This window comes from Limnobacter litoralis (assembly GCF_030160455.1).
GTDB lineage: Bacteria > Pseudomonadota > Gammaproteobacteria > Burkholderiales > Burkholderiaceae_B > Limnobacter > Limnobacter litoralis.
Genome location: NZ_BSOJ01000032.1, coordinates 66,929 through 84,061 on the forward strand (window position 1 = coordinate 66,929; position 17,133 = coordinate 84,061).

Annotated in this window: 19 protein-coding genes; 17 read left to right on the plus strand and 2 right to left on the minus strand. The window is 55.8% G+C overall.

Features of this window, described 5'->3' with window-relative positions; translation table 11 throughout:
* Positions 1-191 precede the first annotated feature (191 nt).
* The 4 genes from QQJ87_RS13310 to QQJ87_RS13325 all read left to right on the plus strand — a co-directional run bounded on the left by QQJ87_RS13310 (position 192) and on the right by QQJ87_RS13325 (position 4,539).
* Complete coding sequence (locus QQJ87_RS13310; RefSeq protein ID WP_284282336.1) at positions 192-1,298, plus strand: ferredoxin reductase; 1,107 nt, start codon at positions 192-194, stop codon at positions 1,296-1,298.
* A gap of 24 nt (positions 1,299-1,322) precedes the next feature.
* The gene (locus tag QQJ87_RS13315) at positions 1,323-2,411 is read left to right on the plus strand and encodes a fatty acid desaturase family protein (RefSeq protein WP_284282338.1); all 1,089 of its coding nucleotides are present in this window, start codon (positions 1,323-1,325) and stop codon (positions 2,409-2,411) included.
* Positions 2,412-2,509: 98 nt separating this feature from the next.
* Positions 2,510-3,175: a response regulator transcription factor gene (locus QQJ87_RS13320; protein WP_284282340.1), complete on the plus strand. Its 666-nt coding sequence runs from the start codon at positions 2,510-2,512 to the stop codon at positions 3,173-3,175.
* Positions 3,172-4,539, plus strand: a complete 1,368-nt coding sequence (locus QQJ87_RS13325; RefSeq protein ID WP_284282342.1) for a sensor histidine kinase — start codon at positions 3,172-3,174, stop codon at positions 4,537-4,539. Before QQJ87_RS13320 ends, QQJ87_RS13325 begins: the two co-directional genes overlap by 4 nt.
* On the opposite strand, the gene QQJ87_RS13330 is transcribed toward QQJ87_RS13325, so the two are convergent.
* Both QQJ87_RS13330 and QQJ87_RS13335 read right to left on the minus strand, forming a co-directional pair.
* Positions 4,506-5,114 carry a flavin reductase family protein gene (locus QQJ87_RS13330; protein WP_284282343.1) on the minus strand — a complete coding sequence of 203 codons (609 nt, stop codon included), beginning with the start codon at positions 5,112-5,114 and terminating at the stop codon, positions 4,506-4,508. The genes QQJ87_RS13325 and QQJ87_RS13330 overlap by 34 nt on opposite strands.
* Before the next feature lie 14 nt (positions 5,115-5,128).
* Positions 5,129-5,797 (minus strand): GntR family transcriptional regulator, encoded by a 669-nt coding sequence (locus tag QQJ87_RS13335; RefSeq protein WP_284282344.1) that lies wholly within the window; start codon positions 5,795-5,797, stop codon positions 5,129-5,131.
* 111 nt (positions 5,798-5,908) lie between these two features.
* Here QQJ87_RS13335 and QQJ87_RS13340 point away from each other — a divergent pair, with 111 nt between their 5' ends.
* The 13 genes from QQJ87_RS13340 (at position 5,909) to QQJ87_RS13400 (ending at position 17,132) form a co-directional block, all read left to right on the plus strand.
* Positions 5,909-6,634, plus strand: coding sequence for a haloacid dehalogenase type II (locus QQJ87_RS13340; protein ID WP_284282346.1), 726 nt, complete (start codon positions 5,909-5,911; stop codon positions 6,632-6,634).
* An 86-nt stretch (positions 6,635-6,720) separates the two neighbouring features.
* Complete coding sequence (dctP, locus tag QQJ87_RS13345; protein WP_284282348.1) at positions 6,721-7,740, plus strand: TRAP transporter substrate-binding protein DctP; 1,020 nt, start codon at positions 6,721-6,723, stop codon at positions 7,738-7,740.
* 103 nt (positions 7,741-7,843) lie between these two features.
* Positions 7,844-8,347 (plus strand): TRAP transporter small permease, encoded by a 504-nt coding sequence (locus tag QQJ87_RS13350; protein WP_284282349.1) that lies wholly within the window; start codon positions 7,844-7,846, stop codon positions 8,345-8,347.
* A gap of 2 nt (positions 8,348-8,349) precedes the next feature.
* Positions 8,350-9,693, plus strand: coding sequence for a TRAP transporter large permease (locus QQJ87_RS13355; protein ID WP_284282351.1), 1,344 nt, complete (start codon positions 8,350-8,352; stop codon positions 9,691-9,693).
* A 19-nt stretch (positions 9,694-9,712) separates the two neighbouring features.
* The gene (gene mdcA / locus QQJ87_RS13360) at positions 9,713-11,368 is read left to right on the plus strand and encodes a malonate decarboxylase subunit alpha (RefSeq protein ID WP_284282353.1); all 1,656 of its coding nucleotides are present in this window, start codon (positions 9,713-9,715) and stop codon (positions 11,366-11,368) included.
* 17 nt (positions 11,369-11,385) lie between these two features.
* Positions 11,386-11,700, plus strand: a complete 315-nt coding sequence (mdcC, locus tag QQJ87_RS13365; RefSeq protein ID WP_284282354.1) for a malonate decarboxylase acyl carrier protein — start codon at positions 11,386-11,388, stop codon at positions 11,698-11,700.
* Positions 11,693-12,595 (plus strand): biotin-independent malonate decarboxylase subunit beta, encoded by a 903-nt coding sequence (locus tag QQJ87_RS13370; RefSeq protein ID WP_284282355.1) that lies wholly within the window; start codon positions 11,693-11,695, stop codon positions 12,593-12,595. Before mdcC ends, QQJ87_RS13370 begins: the two co-directional genes overlap by 8 nt.
* Positions 12,592-13,332 (plus strand): biotin-independent malonate decarboxylase subunit gamma, encoded by a 741-nt coding sequence (locus tag QQJ87_RS13375; RefSeq protein WP_284282357.1) that lies wholly within the window; start codon positions 12,592-12,594, stop codon positions 13,330-13,332. Before QQJ87_RS13370 ends, QQJ87_RS13375 begins: the two co-directional genes overlap by 4 nt.
* The gene (gene mdcG / locus QQJ87_RS13380; RefSeq protein ID WP_284282359.1) at positions 13,325-14,020 is read left to right on the plus strand and encodes a malonate decarboxylase holo-[acyl-carrier-protein] synthase; all 696 of its coding nucleotides are present in this window, start codon (positions 13,325-13,327) and stop codon (positions 14,018-14,020) included. The genes QQJ87_RS13375 and mdcG overlap by 8 nt, the downstream gene beginning before the upstream one ends.
* Positions 14,017-14,889 (plus strand): triphosphoribosyl-dephospho-CoA synthase, encoded by an 873-nt coding sequence (locus tag QQJ87_RS13385; RefSeq protein ID WP_284282360.1) that lies wholly within the window; start codon positions 14,017-14,019, stop codon positions 14,887-14,889. Before mdcG ends, QQJ87_RS13385 begins: the two co-directional genes overlap by 4 nt.
* Positions 14,886-15,809 carry an acyltransferase domain-containing protein gene (locus tag QQJ87_RS13390; protein WP_284282361.1) on the plus strand — a complete coding sequence of 308 codons (924 nt, stop codon included), beginning with the start codon at positions 14,886-14,888 and terminating at the stop codon, positions 15,807-15,809. The genes QQJ87_RS13385 and QQJ87_RS13390 overlap by 4 nt, the downstream gene beginning before the upstream one ends.
* Positions 15,806-16,621 (plus strand): sulfite exporter TauE/SafE family protein, encoded by an 816-nt coding sequence (locus QQJ87_RS13395; protein ID WP_284282362.1) that lies wholly within the window; start codon positions 15,806-15,808, stop codon positions 16,619-16,621. Before QQJ87_RS13390 ends, QQJ87_RS13395 begins: the two co-directional genes overlap by 4 nt.
* A 61-nt stretch (positions 16,622-16,682) precedes the next feature.
* Positions 16,683-17,132, plus strand: coding sequence for a YaiI/YqxD family protein (locus tag QQJ87_RS13400; RefSeq protein ID WP_284282363.1), 450 nt, complete (start codon positions 16,683-16,685; stop codon positions 17,130-17,132).
* Position 17,133 lies beyond the last annotated feature (1 nt).

Below are 17,133 nucleotides of genomic sequence, written 5' to 3' on the forward strand. Positions count from 1 at the left end.
ACTTACTTTTTTCAGGTATTTTGAACACACCATAAAAATTGATGGTAACTCAACTCATTGTTTAAATTGTATTTTTTTCTATTAATAAAAAAATTTTAAAAATTTTCGAAGTAATAGATTGCGCCTTCTAGATTTTTTCTGGTTTAATTAGTGCACAGATGTTCACCAATTAAAAATCAAAAAGGTGCTTTATGAGAACTTTCAGCCAACTTTCCAGCCGAATTCTTCGTGGGTTGAGCTCCATTCTTGGAGACGAAGCCGTCGACTTCTGGCGTGAGCAGGCCGGTGCATTGTCCAGTCAAAACCGTTGCTTGGCAAGGGTTTGCGCTAAAACGCAGGAGACTGCGGACACATTCAGTTTCACCCTTGAGTTCAATGAACTCTTCGCGGGTTTCAAGGCGGGCCAGCATTTGAACGTTTCAGTGAACATCCATGAAATGGTGTACACCCGTTCATACAGTTTCAGCGCCCACGCCGACCAACCTCGCACCGCACGCATCACCGTCAAACGTGTACCAAGCGGCAAGGTAAGCGGCCACCTGTGCGATCAAGTGCAAGTGGGCGATTTGCTGGAGGTGGGGCAGGCATTCGGTGAAATGACGCTTGAAGACACCCAGGCACTTACCAGTGAAGGCCTGCTTTTTCTGGCCGCTGGCAGCGGTGTAACCCCCTTCATGGGTTTGGTGGAGGAGTTGGCAACACAGGGATTTCCGGTGCCTGCCACGCTGTGCTTCTGGGCCCGCACCCCGGCTGACCTGATTTACGACGCACGTTTTGAAGAACTCGCAAATCTGAACGCCAATTTCAACTACGTCCGCATTGTTGAGGCAGACGCCAATCTGGCTCGCGGTGACCTGCTGGGTCGTCCTTCACTGGTGCATTTGAACCAGGGTTGCCCCGATTGGCAGCAGCGCCAGGTGATGGCTTGCGGCCCCGACGGGTTCATGAAGGCGATCGACAGCCTGTGCAAGGGCAAAGTGGCGGCATTCCATGCTGAATCGTTCAGCCCCATGGTGCCAGTGCTTGACGACGCTGAAGTGCGTGAGGTCGAGGTGACCCTGACCCGCTCAAACCGCATTGTCAAAGTGGCGTCCAACAAACCCCTGCTGAAGGCTTTGCAAGAGCATGGCATTAACCCCAAGCATGGCTGTGGCATGGGCATTTGCAACACCTGTTCATGCGAGAAAGTCAGCGGCACCACCCGCAACCTGCAAAACGGCACCGCCTGCTCGGCTGGCAACGCCGCCGTCCGAATTTGCGTCAATGCAGCCCAGTCTGCTGTGTCGCTTGACCTTTAAAGAGAACAAAACAGGAGCTTGACCATGAGACAAGACAAGGTATTGAACAAAGCACAACTCGAAGAATTTGGCGCCAAAATTGAGGCCATCCGTCAAAAGCACCTCGCCGATGTCGGTGAGAAAGACGCCCGTTACATCAAACGTGTTGAAAAAGCGGTGCGTTACACCGAAGTGGCTGGCCGTGTGATGCTGATGGCCGGGTTTTTTCCGCCCGCCTTTGTGGCAGGTACACTGTCGCTGGCCGTGTCCAAAATTCTGGACAACATGGAATTGGGCCACAATGTGATGCACGGTCAGTATGACTTCATGCAAGAGCCCCGCCTGATGGGGCAAACCTTTGAATGGGACACTTGGTGTCCGTCTGAAGCCTGGCGCTACAGCCACAACTTCCGTCACCACACTTACACCAATGTACTGGGTGAGGATCACGACGTGGGCTATGGCGTATTGCGCCTGTTCCCCGAGCAGAAATGGGAACCCCGCTTTTTGGCCAATCTGCCTATGGCGTTCATTCTGGCGGTCTTTTTTGAAAACCTGCTGGCCCTGCAAACCCTTGAAATTGAGAAGGTGTTTTCCGGTGAAAAAACCTGGAAGCAAATCTGGAAGGAATCTGTGCCCATGCGCAAGAAGGCAGGTCGACAGATTCTGAAAGACTATGTTTTCTTCCCATTGATTGCTGGTCCATTCTTTCTGCCCGTGTTGGCGGGTAACTTCCTCGCCAATATTTTGCGCAACCTGTGGACTTTCACCATCATTTTCTGTGGTCACTTCACGGAAAATGCCGAGCTGTTCGACAAGTCTGTGCTGGACAATGAGACTCAGGCGCACTGGTATTTGCGTCAGTTGAAGGGCTCTTCAAACCTGACTGGTGGCAAGCTGTTCCACATCATGTCGGGCAACCTCAGCCACCAGATTGAGCACCACCTGTTTCCGGAAGTGCCTGCTCATCGTTACGCAGAAATGAGCGTTGAAGTGCAGGCCATTTGCAAGGAATACGGCATTCACTACAACAAGGCTTCACTACCCAAACAGTTCGGTACGGTGGTGGCCCGGCTGTTCAAGTTCTCGCTGCCTGGTCGCAATTCAAAAGCCAAGTTGGCGCACTCAGCCTAAGCTAAGTTTGTCGCGGCACACTCCGGTCTGTTTTTCGTGAACAGACCGGATTTTTTTTATGCATACTGTTCACGTGTTGAAAATAAGGTTGCATTCAAATGCGTGTGTTGCTGGTCGAAGACGACCTGATGATTGGACAGGCAGTGCAAGACGCGTTGAAAGACGCCACCCACGCCGTGGACTGGGTGCGGGACGGAAACCGCGCGCTGACCGCGCTTTCTTGCCAGTATTACGACCTTCTTCTGCTCGACTTGGGGCTGCCCGGCAAAGACGGGCTAGGGGTACTGTCGGCCTTGCGAACCCGTCAGGATGAAATTCCCGTCATCGTGCTGACAGCGCGTGACGCCTTGAGCGATCGCATTCTCGGTTTAGACAGTGGTGCAGACGATTACCTGGTCAAACCCTTTGACATGAGCGAACTGCTGGCCCGCATGCGTGCAGTCACACGCCGCAAGGGCGGTTCTGCCACCCCGGTGCTGGGCAATGGCATTGTCAGTCTCGACCCTGCAACACGCTTGGCTCAAGTGGGGCAAGAACCCCCGGTTCTGTTGCCCAACCGTGAATTTGCGCTGCTGCAGGCATTGCTGGTTCGCCCAGGTGTCATTTTGTCGCGCAGCGAATTGGAAGACCGCATTTATGGATGGGGTGAAGAGGTCGAAAGCAACGCGGTCGAATTTCTGATTCATTCTCTTCGAAAAAAGCTGGGTAGTCAGGTCATCAAGAATGTCAGGGGGGCGGGGTGGCTGGTTTCAAGGCAGGAATGACACATTCCATTCAGCGTCGGCTGATGCTGGGCATTTCGCTGGCCATTCTGGTGGTGGGTCTGGTGGGCGGTTTGGTGTCTTTTTGGGCCACCTATCAGGAGGCCTATGAATTTCAGGATGCGCAGCTGGTGCAGATTGCATCCATGTTTGATGCGGGGCATTTGCCCTTGCCGATCAAAGGCGACTTCCGAATCAAGCGGAAACGCAGTGAAGACCCCCAGATTTTTGTTCAATATCTGGAAGATCTGGATCACGACGGCGTGGTGGACCACCAGGCAGATCAGATCGGCTTTCAGGTGAACTTGCCAGATGGCTTAAGCGATCAGGTGGTCAGCAATCAGGAATTTCGGACCTACGTCAAAACGCTGGCCCCGGGCGAGCGCATCGCCATTGCGCAATCGGCGGGCGTTCGCGACGACGTGGCTTGGGACAACGCCCTGCGCACCGTGTTGCCTTTTCTGGTGCTGATTCCCGTCTTGTTGTTTGTGGTTGCAGACCTGATCCGCAAGTCTTTTCTGCCTGTGTCCAGGTTGTCCCGAGAGGTGGAGGGGCGGGGCGATCAAGAGCTTCACGCCATGCCGCTTGCCGGTGTGCCTTCGGAGTTGACTGCTTTTGTCCGGGCAATCAATTCCTTGTTGAAGCGCGTGGGTCAGTCCCTGGAAGTTCAGCGCCGTTTCGTGGCGGATTCTGCCCATGAATTGAGGTCTCCGCTGACCGCCATTGCCCTGCAGGCCGAGCGTCTGGGTCAAGCCGACCTGTCGGTGGAGGCCAAAGGCCGCCTGATGACTTTGAAGAACGGCATCAACCGCTCTCGCCAGTTGCTGGAGCAATTGCTGTCGCTGGCGCGCGAACAAAGCAACACCCAGGAGCGAACCACAGTTGCGACCAGCGCAGTCATGCCCGTGTTCAGGCGTGTTCTGGGTGACTTGATGCCCCTTGCCGAAGCCAAGGGCATCGATTTGGGGATCAACTTGCCGGAAAACTCCCGGCTGGATGCCACGGTGCGCGCCTCTGAGCTGGACCTCACGACCATTCTTAAAAACCTGGTGGACAATGCCATCCGCTACACACCTCAGGGTGGGCGCATTGACTTGGGTTTGCAGCTTGAAGATGGATTTGCAGTGCTGACCGTCGAAGATTCAGGTAGTGGCATAGAGCCCGATTTAAGGCACCGGGTGTTCGATCCGTTTTACCGGGTGCTGGGTTCAGACCAAACGGGGTCTGGTCTGGGCTTGTCGATTGTTAAAACGGTGGTCGACCGGCTGGGTGGTCAAATCGAATTGGAGGACGCCATGGCCTATCCCACCGGTTTGTGCGCGCGCGTTCGGCTTCACACCCTTGGGCGGGGCAGTTCAAGCCTTTGATCTGTGGTGCTGTAAAGGTCGCCCCCCATTTTGCCGACAGCCTGCAGCACCGCAGGGTCAATCTGGCCTTCTGCGATGGCATGGTCTGCCACTTCAATGCCTGTGACGTCCAGCAGCATCAGGGTGCCGCCTGTGGGCAGCCCTGAAATGGTTTGTAACTCGCGCAGCTTGCACTCGTAACGCACCAGCGCCGCCTTCACACCAGGCGCAGCCACGGTGTGGCTTTTCGATTTTTCCAGCCCAGCCTTCTCAAATTCATCCACCTCGGGTGGAAAAGTGGCGCAGCTGATGTTCATGGCGTCCAGCAGTGGCTGGCTGACCACATTCACCACGCATTCGCTGGTGTCTTTCAGATTCGTCAGGGTGTCTTTGTTGAGTTGATTGGCGGGTGTTACCTGCACCACACACAGCACGGGCGGGTTGCAGCTGGCCACTGTAAAAAACGAGTAAGGGGCCAGGTTGGCCACCCCGTTTTTACCCAAGGTGCTGACCCAGGCAATGGGGCGGGGCAAAACGCCACCCGTTAAAAGCTGGTAATTTTGTCGGGGGGCGATCTGGGTGGTGTCAAAAAACATGGTGTTCCTGTGCTTCAGTGTTGGGTGCCGTTAATCAGTGGCAGGTTGGCGATCAAATCAGCAAAACGCTGGCCTTGAATCATGACGTGGTCGCGCAGCAATTGATTGGCTTTGTCTGCGTTGCCAGAGACGATGGCCTCCACAATTTGTCCGTGTTCACCAAACGAGCTGCTGATGCGCCCACGCACACGCAACTGCAGGCGTCGGTAGGGGCGAAGCCGCCTGCGCAGGGCCCACGCTTGCTCTTGCAGAAAGGTGTTGTGGCTGCCTGCGTAGATCACGCCGTGAAATTCATCGTTTAACTGGTAATACTGGTCTGGGTCCCCACCGTTGGCGACCGCACTTTCGCACTTGGCGTGCACTTGCTGAAGCATTTTTTGTTCTTCCAGGGTCATGCGTCGGGCTGCAAGGCGGCCACACATGCCTTCAAATTCCCCCATCACCTCGAACATCTCTACCAATTCCTGTGCGCTGAGTGTAACCACCACGGCGCCACGTCGTGTTCTTAATTCAACCAGTCCGGCGGTTGCTAACTGGTTTAATGCTTCCCGTATGGGTGTTCTAGATACCTTAAAGCGCGCGGCCAGTTCTGTTTCGTCAAGGTGACGACCAGGCGGCAGTTCTCCAAACGCGATCAATTCTTCAATCTCATCACGCACGTCTTCGGACAGTTTTTTCTTCATGGCATTTGGGGACTTAGGGTTTTCTTCAATATTGACAATGTATACGAGAGCGCAATATCTTGTATACAGGAAATTCGAACTTGAATACAAGTACAAAAGGAGGGGAGGGCAATGGTCCCAGAGCCACGTCAAGCTGGTCTCAATATTCTGGCTTTCGACGTATTCGGTACTGTGGTGGATTGGCGTGGCAGCGTGGCTCGTGAAACACGGGAGCTGTGCCTTGCCAGAGGGCTGAACATCAACGCAGAGAAGTTCGCTGACGCATGGCGAAACGGCTACGCACCTGCGATGGACAGGGTCAGAAAAGGGTTACTGCCCTGGATGAAAATTGATCAGCTCCATCGCTTGATTCTAGACGAAATCATTCCTGAGTTTGGGCTCGAATCACTGTTAGAACCGGATCGTCAATATTTGAACGGTTGCTGGCATCGCCTTGCACCATGGCCGGATTCAGTCGATGGCCTGACCCGATTGAAGCGAAGATTTACCATAACAACCCTGTCCAACGGCAACTTTTCGTTGTTAACCAACATGGCTAAAAACGCAGGTTTGCCTTGGGATTGCATTGTGTCCGCAGAATTATTCAAGCATTACAAACCAGACCCAGAGACTTACCTGGGCCTTGCAAATCTATTGGATGTAAATCCAGAAGAGGTGATGTTGGTGGCCTCGCACCCCAGCGATCTTCGCGCTGCGAAGGCTCAGGGATTGAAAACCGCTTACGTCAGGCGACCGCTCGAGATGGGTGAGGGCTCCCCGTTGCCTGAGGTGTTTTCAGGTGAATTTGATTGGGCTGTGGATGATTTCAACGATCTGGCAGATCAGTTAAAAAAATAACAAGAATAGGCCATTGACAAGGCCTTCGCCCCTGGGTCCACCTTGGATGACCGGGAAATTGAAGAAGCAAGCTAGGAGATAAAACAATGAGAGTGAAATTCAAACCCATGTTGGCCGGTGTGGCTTTGGCGCTGATGTCTGTAGGCCCCTTCCAGGCCGCCAATGCTGCGCCAACAGTCATCAAGGTGTCCCATCAATTCCCCGGTGGAACCCTGGATGAGGGTGATTTCCGAGATCGTCTGGTGCGCCATTTTGCGGCTGAAGTTGAAAAACGCACCAACGGTGAAGTCAAGTTCGAAATCTATCCCGGCAGTTCATTGATGAAAACCAAGGCTCAGTTCTCTGCAATGCAGCGCGGGTCTCTGGACATGACTATTTATCCCTTGGCTTATGAAGGTGGACGCATTCCCGAGGTCAACATCACGCTGATGCCTGCGATGATCACCAGTTATGAGCAGGGGCAGCGTTGGAAAAATGCGCCAATCGGCAAAGCTTTGAGTAAGACGCTGGAAGACAATGGTGTGAAGATCATTACTTGGGTGTGGCAAGCGGGTGGCATTGCCTCCAAGTCACCGATTGTGCAGCCCAGCGATGTTAAGGGTGTGAAAATTCGTGGTGCCGGTAAAACCATGGACCTGATGTTGAAGGCTGCGGGAGGATCCATCACCAACATTCCTTCCAATGAGGTGTATAACGCGCTGCAAACCGGAGTTCTGGATGCAGGCGTCACTTCAAGCACGTCCATCATCAGCTTCCGCTTGGAAGAGGTCAGCGATTATCTCACTTCGGCTCGCAAAAACACATTCTGGTACATGTTTGAGCCGCTCCTGATGGCCAAGTCAACGTTTGATCGCCTTACCCCAGCTCAGCAGAAAATCGTGATGGATGTGGGTGCAAGCCTGGAGAAGTTCGGCATTGACGAGGCCAAAAAGGACGACACCAAAGTGGCTGAAATTTATGAAAAGGCCGGCAAAAAGGTGCTTGATATGGATGACACCAACTTTGCCAAATTCCGCGCCCTGTCCAAGCAATCTGCCTGGAAAGAGTTTGCCGACCAGGTCAAAGATGGCCAACACTGGATCGACATGGCTGAGGCTGTGAAATAAACACTTGGCTTTGGCCGATTTTCTTGCTTAGGGCGGGGGCTTTGCCGTGTGCTCCTCTCATGGTTGTCCTCGCCCGCCTCAGTTTAATCCGGAGATCTGACTTATGAACAAAGGAGTCTGGCAAGCCTTCCGGCAGGGGGTGTTTGTAATCAACAAAATGATGGCTTACCTGTCCGCCTTGCTGATTGTGGCGTGTGCGCTAGTTCTGATGTATGAGGTGATGACTCGTTACGTCATCCACTATTCCAACGACTGGGTAATCGAGGCCAGTGTTTTCATGTTAATTGCTGCTACTTTCATGGCTTCGGGCCACACCCAAAAAGACCGTGCTCACGTGGGCATTGAATTGCTCGATGAAATTATGGCGCCCAAATGGAAGCGCTATCGCTTGTTGTTTGGTGATGCGTTGTCCTTTCTGTTCTGCCTGCTGATTACCGTGTTGACCTGGAAATATTTTTACCTGGCCTACTCTGAAGGCTGGGACAGTGGTTCCACCTGGGCCCCCAAGCTCTGGATCCCGTATTCGTTCATGGCCTTGGGCATGACTTCTTTGAACTTGCAGTTCGTCATCCAGATTGTGGATGGCGTGCGTGGCACTGGAGATTGACCATGGGCGTCACTGAAATCGGGTTGTTGTACACAGCCCTGACCCTGCTTTTGCTGTTTTCGGGCATGCCCATTGCATTCGCCCTGGGTTCGTCCGCGGTGGTGGTGATGTATTTTTTCATGCCCCACAACAACATCGGGTTCATTCCTGAAACCGTGTTCGGCGAGCTCGACAACTTCACTTTGTTAACCATCCCCTTGTTTATTCTCATGGGGGCGGCAATTGGCAAAACCAGAGCGGCTGTGGACCTGTATGAGGCCGCTTACCGCTGGCTTTACCGCATGCCCGGAAGCCTGGGCGTGGCCAACGTGGTGGGTTGCACCATTTTCGCGGCGCTGTGTGGTTCAAGCCCTGCCACCTGTGCCGCCATCGGTGGCATGGGCATTCCTGAAATGCGCAAGCGCGGGTACACCGGTGCGCTGGCCAGCGGCCTGATTGCGGCCGGTGGCACTTTGGGCATTTTGATTCCGCCCAGCATCACGCTGATTATTTATGGCGTTATGGCTGAGCAATCCATTGGCAAATTGTTCATTGCCGGTGTGATACCAGGCTTGTTGCTGGCCTTGTTGTTTGCCATTTACGTGGTGTTTCAATACATTCGCGATCGCCACGCCTGGATGAAAACCGCGACCCCAGCCGAGATTGAGGCGGTCAGCCAAAAGGAACACTTCACCTGGACCGAGAAAATGGCCACATTGCCCCGTCTATTGCCATTTATGGTGTTGATTGGTGCCGTCATGGTGGCCATGTATGGCGGTTTTGGAACGCCGTCTGAAGTGGCCGGTGTGGGTGCATTTGGATCGATGTTGCTGGTGGCTGCACTGTACGGCTGCTACAAGTGGAACGACGTGAAGCACATTCTGTTGGGCGCCGCACGGGAAAGCAGCATGATCATGATGATCATTGCCATGTCCTTCCTGTTTACCTATGTGATGAGTTACCTGCGCATCAGCCAGAGCATGGCCGAGTGGTTGGTGGCCTTGCATCTGTCAAAGTGGGTGCTGCTGTTCTGGGTGAACGTACTTCTGCTGGTGCTGGGCTTTTTCCTGCCGCCCGTGGCGATCATCCTGATGATCACGCCAGTGATCTTGCCACCGATGATTGCAGCAGGCTTCGATCCAGTCTGGTTTGGAATCGTTTTGACGATCAACATGGAACTGGGCTTGATCACCCCGCCGGTGGGCCTGAACTTGTTCGTCATCAATGGCATTGCGCCCGACATCAAGTTTGGCGAAATCCTTCGGGGTGTCATGCCATTCATCGTCATCATGATTCTTTACATCGTGTTGTTGGCTGTGTTTCCCGACATCGTGATGTGGTTGCCCAACACCTTCTACACCAACTGACACAAGGTTGTGACATTTCATGAACCAAGATTCAACACATTGGCGCACGGGTCAGCAGTCCAAAGCTGACCGGCTTGAAAGGGCCAAACGAATCGCTCCTGCAAAGCTGGTGGATTCCAGCTTGGCAGTGGCCTTGCTGGAGGCGGTTTTGCAGCCTCGTGACCGGGTTTGTCTTGAGGGCAACAACCAAAAGCAGGCAGACTTTTTGGCCCAGTGCCTGGCCAAGGTCAACCCTGAAAAAATCAATCATTTGCACATGCTGCAAAGTGTGGTGGCCCTGCCCGAACACACCGCCCTGTTTGAAAAGGGCATCGCCAGTGAAATTGATTTTTCTTTTTCAGGCCCGCAGGGGGCAAGATTGGCCAACCTGGTGACGGCAGGCAAAATCAAGATCAATGCCATTCACACCTACTTGGAGCTTTTTGGGCGATATTTCGTTGATTTAACACCCAATGTGGCCTTTATCGCGGCCGAGGCAGCCGACGCACAGGGCAACCTGTACACCGGACCCAACACGGAGGACACGCCCGCCATTGTGGAGGCCACCGCGTTTAAGAACGGCATCGTGATCGTGCAGGTCAACGACCTGCGCGACAGTCTGCCGCGGGTAGATATTCCCGCCGACTGGGTGGATTTTGTGATCGTGGCACCGCGCCCCAATTACATCGAGCCGCTGTTTACGCGTGACCCCGCCCAAATTTCCGAAATTCAGGTTTTGATGGCGATGATGGTCATCAAGGGCATTTACGCGGAATACGGCGTGAAGCGCCTGAATCACGGCATCGGCTTTGACACGGCGGCCATCGAGTTGTTGTTGCCGACCTACGCCGAGTCGCTGGGCCTGAAAGGGCAGATTTGCACCCATTGGGCACTTAATCCCCACCCCGCGCTGATTCCCGCCATTGAGGCCGGTTTTGTTCAATCGGTTCACAGTTTCGGCAGTGAACTGGGCATGGAGAAATACATCGCCGCGCGGCCAGACGTCTTTTTCACAGGGGCCGACGGCTCCATGCGGTCCAACCGTGCCTTTTCGCAAGCGGCGGGCCACTACGCCTGCGACCTGTTCATCGGCTCAACTTTGCAGATCGACACATTTGGCAACAGTTCCACGGCCACCAAGGGCCGAATCACCGGCTTTGGCGGTGCGCCCAACATGGGGGCAGATGCCCGTGGGCGTCGGCATGAAAGTGCAGCCTGGTTGAAGGCAGGCCGCCAGGCGCAGCACAAACCCAATCACATTCCGAGGGGGCGCAAGCTGGTGGTTCAAATGGTGGAAACCTTCCGCGAGCACATGGCACCGGCCTTTGTGGAGCGGCTGGATGCCTGGGATCTCGCCGATTCGATGGGGCTGAATAACCCACCCGTCATGATTTACGGAGACGACGTGACCCACATCGTTACGGAAGAGGGCATTGCCAACCTGCTCCTGTGCCGAAACGACGAAGAACGTGAGCAGGCCATTCGCGGGGTTGCCGGGTACACCTCTGTGGGCTTGGGTCGAGATCAGGCGATGGTGGACGCGCTGCGTGCCCGTGGCGTGATTAAGCGTGCTGAAGACCTCGGCATTTCAATTCGACAGGCCAGCCGTGACTTGCTGGCCGCCAAAACCGTCAAGGACCTGGTTCGTGCCTCCGGTGGGTTGTACAACCCGCCAAGCCGTTTCAGAAACTGGTGATCAACAGGATTGAACACATGGAAAATTTGACATACCGGCTTGACAGTCGACCCCAGCCCCGAGGCAGCGACCCTGTGCTCGTGGGGGTGACAGCCTCCGGCAATTGCGAGGTGTTGCTGGAAGCCAGCACCGACAAAAGTGCATGCACCGTGCAGGTACAGACGTCAGCCATGGGGTTTGCGCCCATTTGGCAAGCTGTTCTATCTGATTTTGCCCAACGCCATGCGGCAGGTGGCCTCAGCATTGAAATTCACGATGTGGGCGCCACGCCCGCGGTGGTCAGCCTGCGTTTGGGGCAGGCCATTGAGGCTTGGGAGACACAACATGGCTGACAGTTTTTTCGAAATTTCCGCCCGCGAACGTTTGCAGGGCCTGGTCGATGAGGGCAGCTTCACGGAATGGCTGCCGCCTCAAGCCCGAGTCAGCAGCCCGCACATGCCTTTGCTGGATCAACCCGTTGCCTTTGACGACGGAGTGGTCATTGGCAAGGCCTTGCTCAATGGCCAACCAGTGTACCTGGCTGCGCAGGAAGGCGACTTTCTGGGCGGGGCTGTGGGGGAAGTGCACGGCGCAAAAATAACCGCCATGATTCGCAAGGCGATGATCGACAAACCCGTCGCTGTGCTGCTGGTGTTCGAGTCGGGCGGTGTGCGTCTGCATGAAGCGAACGCAGGTCTGGTGGCCGTGTCCGAAATCATGCGCGCTTTGCTTCAGGCCCGTGCAGCGGGTATCCGCTTCATCGGTCTGGTGGGTGGCGCAGCAGGTTGTTTTGGTGGAACGGGTTTGATTTCCCGTTGCTGCGACACGCTCATCATGTCTGAAGAAGGGCGTTTGAGCATGTCTGGTCCCGAGGTCATCGAAACCGTGCACGGTGTCGAAGAATTCGATTCGCGCGACCGCGCTTTGGTGTGGCGTGTCACGGGTGGCAAGAACCGCTACATTCTGGGTGAAGTGGACGCGTTGGTTGCAGATCAGGTGGCGGCATTCCGCCAGGCTGCGATTGCCGCTCTTCAGCAGGGAAAGCCAGCCGGCTTGACCTTGCAGGACATCGAAGCCGAGCACGCGATGCTGACCCGACGACTGGCCACATTTGAGCAGTGCAATGACGGGGCAGAAATTTGGCAGCAACTGGGCATGGGCGACATCAATACGCTGGCCATGATGCCCGCGGCTGAGTTTGCCGCACAGTTTGCCAAGGCCAGAGACAAGGCCATGGGAGGTGTATGAAATCTCAGCAACACATTATTGAGGCCCTGTTCGGGCAGTCTTATCAGGCGCTTGTTCAGGCAGACGATCACTTTTTTGGCAACACCCGGATCAACGACACCCCGGTGCGGGTGCTGGGCACCAGCCAGCGGGCTGAAATTGGCGCAGACCTTGCGCTGGCCATGGCCGGTCAGGTGCTGGACGTGATCAAAAACCAACCCAATACCGTCATTCTTTTTTTGCTGGACACGCAGGGCCAGCGATTGCGCCGTCACGATGAGTTGATGGGCTTGAACGGTTACATGGCCCACCTGGCCAAAACCGTTGAATTGGCCAGGCAACATGGGCACATTGTTTTAAGTGTGGTGTACGGCGAGGCAGTCAGTGGGGGGTACATCACCACCGGCATGATGGCCGACGCCTGTTATGGGTTGGCTGACGCTGAAATCAGCGTCATGAATTTGCCCGCGATGTCACGCATCACCAAAATTCCGCTGGATCGCCTGACCGCTTTGTCGGAGCAATCCCCCGTGTTTTCGCCCGGCGTGAACAACTATTTCAAAATGGGGCATTTGCAGGCTGTGTGGTCAGACCACTATCCACAGGCCTTGTCGAATGCATTGGCCCAACTTCAGGCCATGACCCCAGCCGAGCGCGCACGCGATTTGCGTATTCAAACCGGGGCAGAACGCGGTGGGCGTACGGCGGCCCAGCGCGTACTTGATTTGGTGCTGGGTGAGGGCTTTGAGCGTGCGTGACTTCAAGTTCAAGCGCCATGACCTGGTTTTTCTGACCCCTGAAGGCTGCACCGACGCGATCTCTCTCGGCCCCTATCCGATGGAGTCGCACATGGCTGAAGGCAGTTTGTTGTGCTGGTGCATGTCGGGTCATCCGCTGATCGTGAGCCGCCAACCCGACCATTTGCCAGACACACACCTTCAGGTTGGATTGGCAGAACCCTATTCGTGGGGGAAGCGCAGGTTGGCATTTTCAGTGCCTCGCCAGGAAATTGCCCGCCACGAATGCCCGCCTGACATTGCAGAAGTGATACAAAAGCTGAAACTTGCCGACGCCGCACTGTGGCAGAGCCTGGACCGTTCCTTCACGGCGCTGGGTTTGACACTTCGCGTGTTTGGTTCGGCGGCCCTACAAAGTCTGACCGGTTTGCAGTGCATGCATGCAGACTCCGATCTGGATTTGCTGGTTCAACCCGAAACACGGGATCAAGCCGATGCAGCGCTCACGGTCATGTCTTCATTCGTGCGACAAAACCCGCAGCTCAGGCTGGACGGAGAAATCGTCAATCCAGCGGGGCAGGGCGCTTCCATTCGGGAATGGTTGAAGCGACCAGATACGCTGTTGGTCAAGTCCATTGATCGGGTCGAGCTGATTGCCCAGGCTGAATTCAATGCCGCCTTTTCTGAAATGGGGGTTCACGCGGCATGACAACACTGGCCTTTGAGCTGGACGAACGCGTGCGCCTGGCACTCACCACCGAGATGCAGCTTGAATGCAAGCCTGGATTGGTGTGCCCCAGCGACAATGGCAGCCACAAGGACATGAATCAGGCGACATTCGAGCGCAGCATCTTTGCCCTGCAGGGCTACTTCGCCGATTGCTTTTTACTGGGGCAAAATCACGCTGTGCTGGCCGAGTTGAAAGCCAGGGGTCAACAGGCCGAAGCAGCCATGTTCAAGGCCACCGATGGCGTCAACACGCACAAGGGCGCCATTTTTATGTTGGGCTTGCTCTGCGCCGCTTTGGGTTTGCAAAAGGTCACTCATGGCCGTTTTCGACCCGCTCGGCTAGGCGAAATCGTCAAACAGGCCTGGGGTATTCCGGTGTTGCTCAGTGGTGCCGCGCATGCGGCTGTGCCCAGTCACGGCCTGCGTGTGCATCGCACCTTGGGTTTGCCCGGTGCTCGCGAGCAAGCGGCTGCGGGCTTTCCGGTTTTGTTCAATGTGTGCTGGCCAGCCTTGCAACACGCGCTGGACCGGGGTTGCTCAGAAAGTGCTGCAGCCAGCCATGCCCTCTTGAGTAGCATGGCCGTGCTGGACGACACCAATTTGGCGCACCGCGGCGGTCTGGAGGGATTGCGCTGGGCGCAGGCCAGTGCAGCGGGTTTTCTGGCGCAAGGCAGTGTGTTTGAATCCGGTTGGGAAGAGCGCTTGCGCGCCTTGTGCAAGGCGTTTCAGCAACGCTGGCTCAGCCCGGGCGGCAGCGCCGACCTGCTTTCGGCCGCGCTTTTCCTACAAGGTTTGCACCAGGACAACCCGCTTGATTTGCTGGCCCCTCAGGCGGAGGTGCGTGTGTGAGCCTGTGTGTACTGTGCCCGGGGCAGGGCAGCCAAAGCCTGAACATGTTTGACCGCTTGCGCAATGACCCGCTGGCTGAACCGGCCTTGCAGGCCGCGTGGGAGCACTTGCCGGGTGCGGTGCGTCTGGGCGTGTCTGAATCGACCTGTTACCAGACCAATGCGGTGGCTCAGCCCGCGCTGGTGTTGTACGCAGGGGTGGTGGGCGAACTGCTTCGCCAGCAAGGTGTGGTACCCGCCCTGGTCAGCGGTTACAGCGTGGGTGAGCTCAGTGCCCAGGTGGTGGCTGGCAAGCTGAGCACCGGGCACGGAATTGAATTGGCCGCTTTGCGAGCCCAACGCATGGACGATGCCAGCCCGGTCGACCACGGCTTGATGGCCATCAAGGGCATGCGAACGGCCGTGGTGGAAACCCTTCTACCAAAGCTGGGTGAATTCCCGGTGGCCATTTACAACGATGAACAACACTGTGTGGTGGGTGGCGGCAAGGCTGCGCTGGCCAGCCTTGGCAACACACTGCAGCAACAACACGGGGCGCATGTGGTGCACTTGTGCGTGAAGGTCCCTTCACACACCCACTGGTTGAAACAGGCCAGTGTTGATTTTGCCCGAGATCTTCAAAAGGTGACCTGGTTGACGGGTGACAGCCTGGTGCTAAGCGGACTCGCTGGTCGGGTTTGTTCGGCACCTCAGGATTCAATCGATTGCCTGGCCCGTCAATTGTCAGAAGCCCTGTATTGGGGACTGGCCCTGGACATGGCTGTTGAGCAAGGCGCCACCGTTTTTTTTGAAACCGGGCCGGGCAACACCCTCAGTCGAATGGTCCGCGAACGCTTTCCGGATCTGCCCTGTCGCTCGCTGTCAGACTTCAAGACAGTGCAAGGCGCGCTCAACTGGCTGCTCAAGCAGGGGGTGTCTTGATCTTTTTGACCGCAACCTTGATTTACATCGCGATCGGCGTGCTGTCGGGCTTTCTGGCGGGCTTGCTGGGTGTGGGTGGTGGCAGCGTGCTGGTGCCTGCCTTGGCTTGGGCATTTGAATTGGCGCATGAACCCTCTCAGTGGGTGTTTCGGCTCGCACTGGGCACCTCCATGGCCACCATTCTTTTTACCTCGCTGTCCAGTCTGCTCTCGCATCATCGCAAGGAAGGGGTTATCTGGCCGATCGTAGGCACGTTCACACCCGGCATTCTGGTCGGAACCCTGATTGGCACCTTTCTGGCCAGGCACGTGCCCAGCCTTGGGCTGGTCATTTTTTTCGCGTTGTTCATGGGGCTTGTGGCCTTTCAGATGATCTTTGAATTCAAACCCAAACCCGGTCGGGTTCTGCCCGGCAAAGCAGGGCAGTTGGGCGTGGCTGCCCTGATCGGTTGTGTGTCGTCGCTGGTGGCAGTGGGGGGCGCAGCCATGACCGTGCCTTTTCTGACCTGGTGCAATGTGTCGATCCGCAAAGCCATTGGCACGGCCGCGGCCTTGGGTTTTCCGATTGCCTTGGGGGGCACGCTGGGTTTTGTGTTCAATGGCTGGGCAGCCCCCGGGCTGCCCGAGGGCAGTGTGGGCTTTGTGTATTTGCCTGCACTGGTCTGGACCGTGTTGGCCTCGATGTTGACAGCCCCACTGGGTGCTCGAGCCACTCAGGTGCTTCCCGCCCACATTCTGCGCAAGGTGTTTGCTGTGGTGCTGCTCTGTGTGTCGGTTGAAATGTTGCACGGTGCCTGGACCAAATTGAGCTAAGCGGGCCGTCGGTGGTTTAGTATTGTGTCAATTCTTACGCTGGGTCATGAATTGGAGCCACATGCACATTTGGGTTGATGCCGACGCCTGTCCGGTGGTGATCAAGGAAATCCTGTTTCGCGCAGCCGACCGCGCCAGTGTGCACGTCACCCTGGTGGCCAATCAGTTTCTGCGCATTCCACCTTCGCCTTACATCCGTTTCGTCCAGGTTCAGGCCGGTTTTGATGTGGCCGACCACGAGATCGTCAAAAGGGCGCAGCCGGGTGATCTGGTCATCACAGCGGACATCCCCTTGGCCTCAGATGCGGTCGACAAAGGCGCCATGGCCTTGAACCCGCGCGGTGAACTTTACAGCGCCGAAAACATCAAGGCTTTGCTGACCATGCGCGATTTCATGGACACCCTTCGATCCAGTGGCATTGAAACCGGTGGGCCAGCCGCATTCAGCCAGTCCGACCGAAAAAATTTTGCGGGTCAGCTCGACCGATTGATCAACCGCTTCAAGAGGTAAT

Excerpts from the sequence above, each read along its gene's own strand:
- QQJ87_RS13310 (WP_284282336.1), top strand. The coding sequence starts at position 192 with ATGAGAACTTTCAGCCAACTTTCCAGCCGAATTCTTCGTGGGTTGAGC.
- QQJ87_RS13315 (WP_284282338.1), top strand. The coding sequence starts at position 1,323 with ATGAGACAAGACAAGGTATTGAACAAAGCACAACTCGAAGAATTTGGC.
- QQJ87_RS13320 (WP_284282340.1), top strand. The coding sequence starts at position 2,510 with ATGCGTGTGTTGCTGGTCGAAGACGACCTGATGATTGGACAGGCAGTG.
- QQJ87_RS13325 (WP_284282342.1), top strand. The coding sequence starts at position 3,172 with ATGACACATTCCATTCAGCGTCGGCTGATGCTGGGCATTTCGCTGGCC.
- QQJ87_RS13330 (WP_284282343.1), bottom strand. The coding sequence starts at position 5,114 with ATGTTTTTTGACACCACCCAGATCGCCCCCCGACAAAATTACCAGCTT.
- QQJ87_RS13335 (WP_284282344.1), bottom strand. The coding sequence starts at position 5,797 with ATGAAGAAAAAACTGTCCGAAGACGTGCGTGATGAGATTGAAGAATTG.
- QQJ87_RS13340 (WP_284282346.1), top strand. The coding sequence starts at position 5,909 with ATGGTCCCAGAGCCACGTCAAGCTGGTCTCAATATTCTGGCTTTCGAC.
- dctP (WP_284282348.1), top strand. The coding sequence starts at position 6,721 with ATGAGAGTGAAATTCAAACCCATGTTGGCCGGTGTGGCTTTGGCGCTG.
- QQJ87_RS13350 (WP_284282349.1), top strand. The coding sequence starts at position 7,844 with ATGAACAAAGGAGTCTGGCAAGCCTTCCGGCAGGGGGTGTTTGTAATC.
- QQJ87_RS13355 (WP_284282351.1), top strand. The coding sequence starts at position 8,350 with ATGGGCGTCACTGAAATCGGGTTGTTGTACACAGCCCTGACCCTGCTT.
- mdcA (WP_284282353.1), top strand. The coding sequence starts at position 9,713 with ATGAACCAAGATTCAACACATTGGCGCACGGGTCAGCAGTCCAAAGCT.
- mdcC (WP_284282354.1), top strand. The coding sequence starts at position 11,386 with ATGGAAAATTTGACATACCGGCTTGACAGTCGACCCCAGCCCCGAGGC.
- QQJ87_RS13370 (WP_284282355.1), top strand. The coding sequence starts at position 11,693 with ATGGCTGACAGTTTTTTCGAAATTTCCGCCCGCGAACGTTTGCAGGGC.
- QQJ87_RS13375 (WP_284282357.1), top strand. The coding sequence starts at position 12,592 with ATGAAATCTCAGCAACACATTATTGAGGCCCTGTTCGGGCAGTCTTAT.
- QQJ87_RS13385 (WP_284282360.1), top strand. The coding sequence starts at position 14,017 with ATGACAACACTGGCCTTTGAGCTGGACGAACGCGTGCGCCTGGCACTC.
- QQJ87_RS13400 (WP_284282363.1), top strand. The coding sequence starts at position 16,683 with ATGCACATTTGGGTTGATGCCGACGCCTGTCCGGTGGTGATCAAGGAA.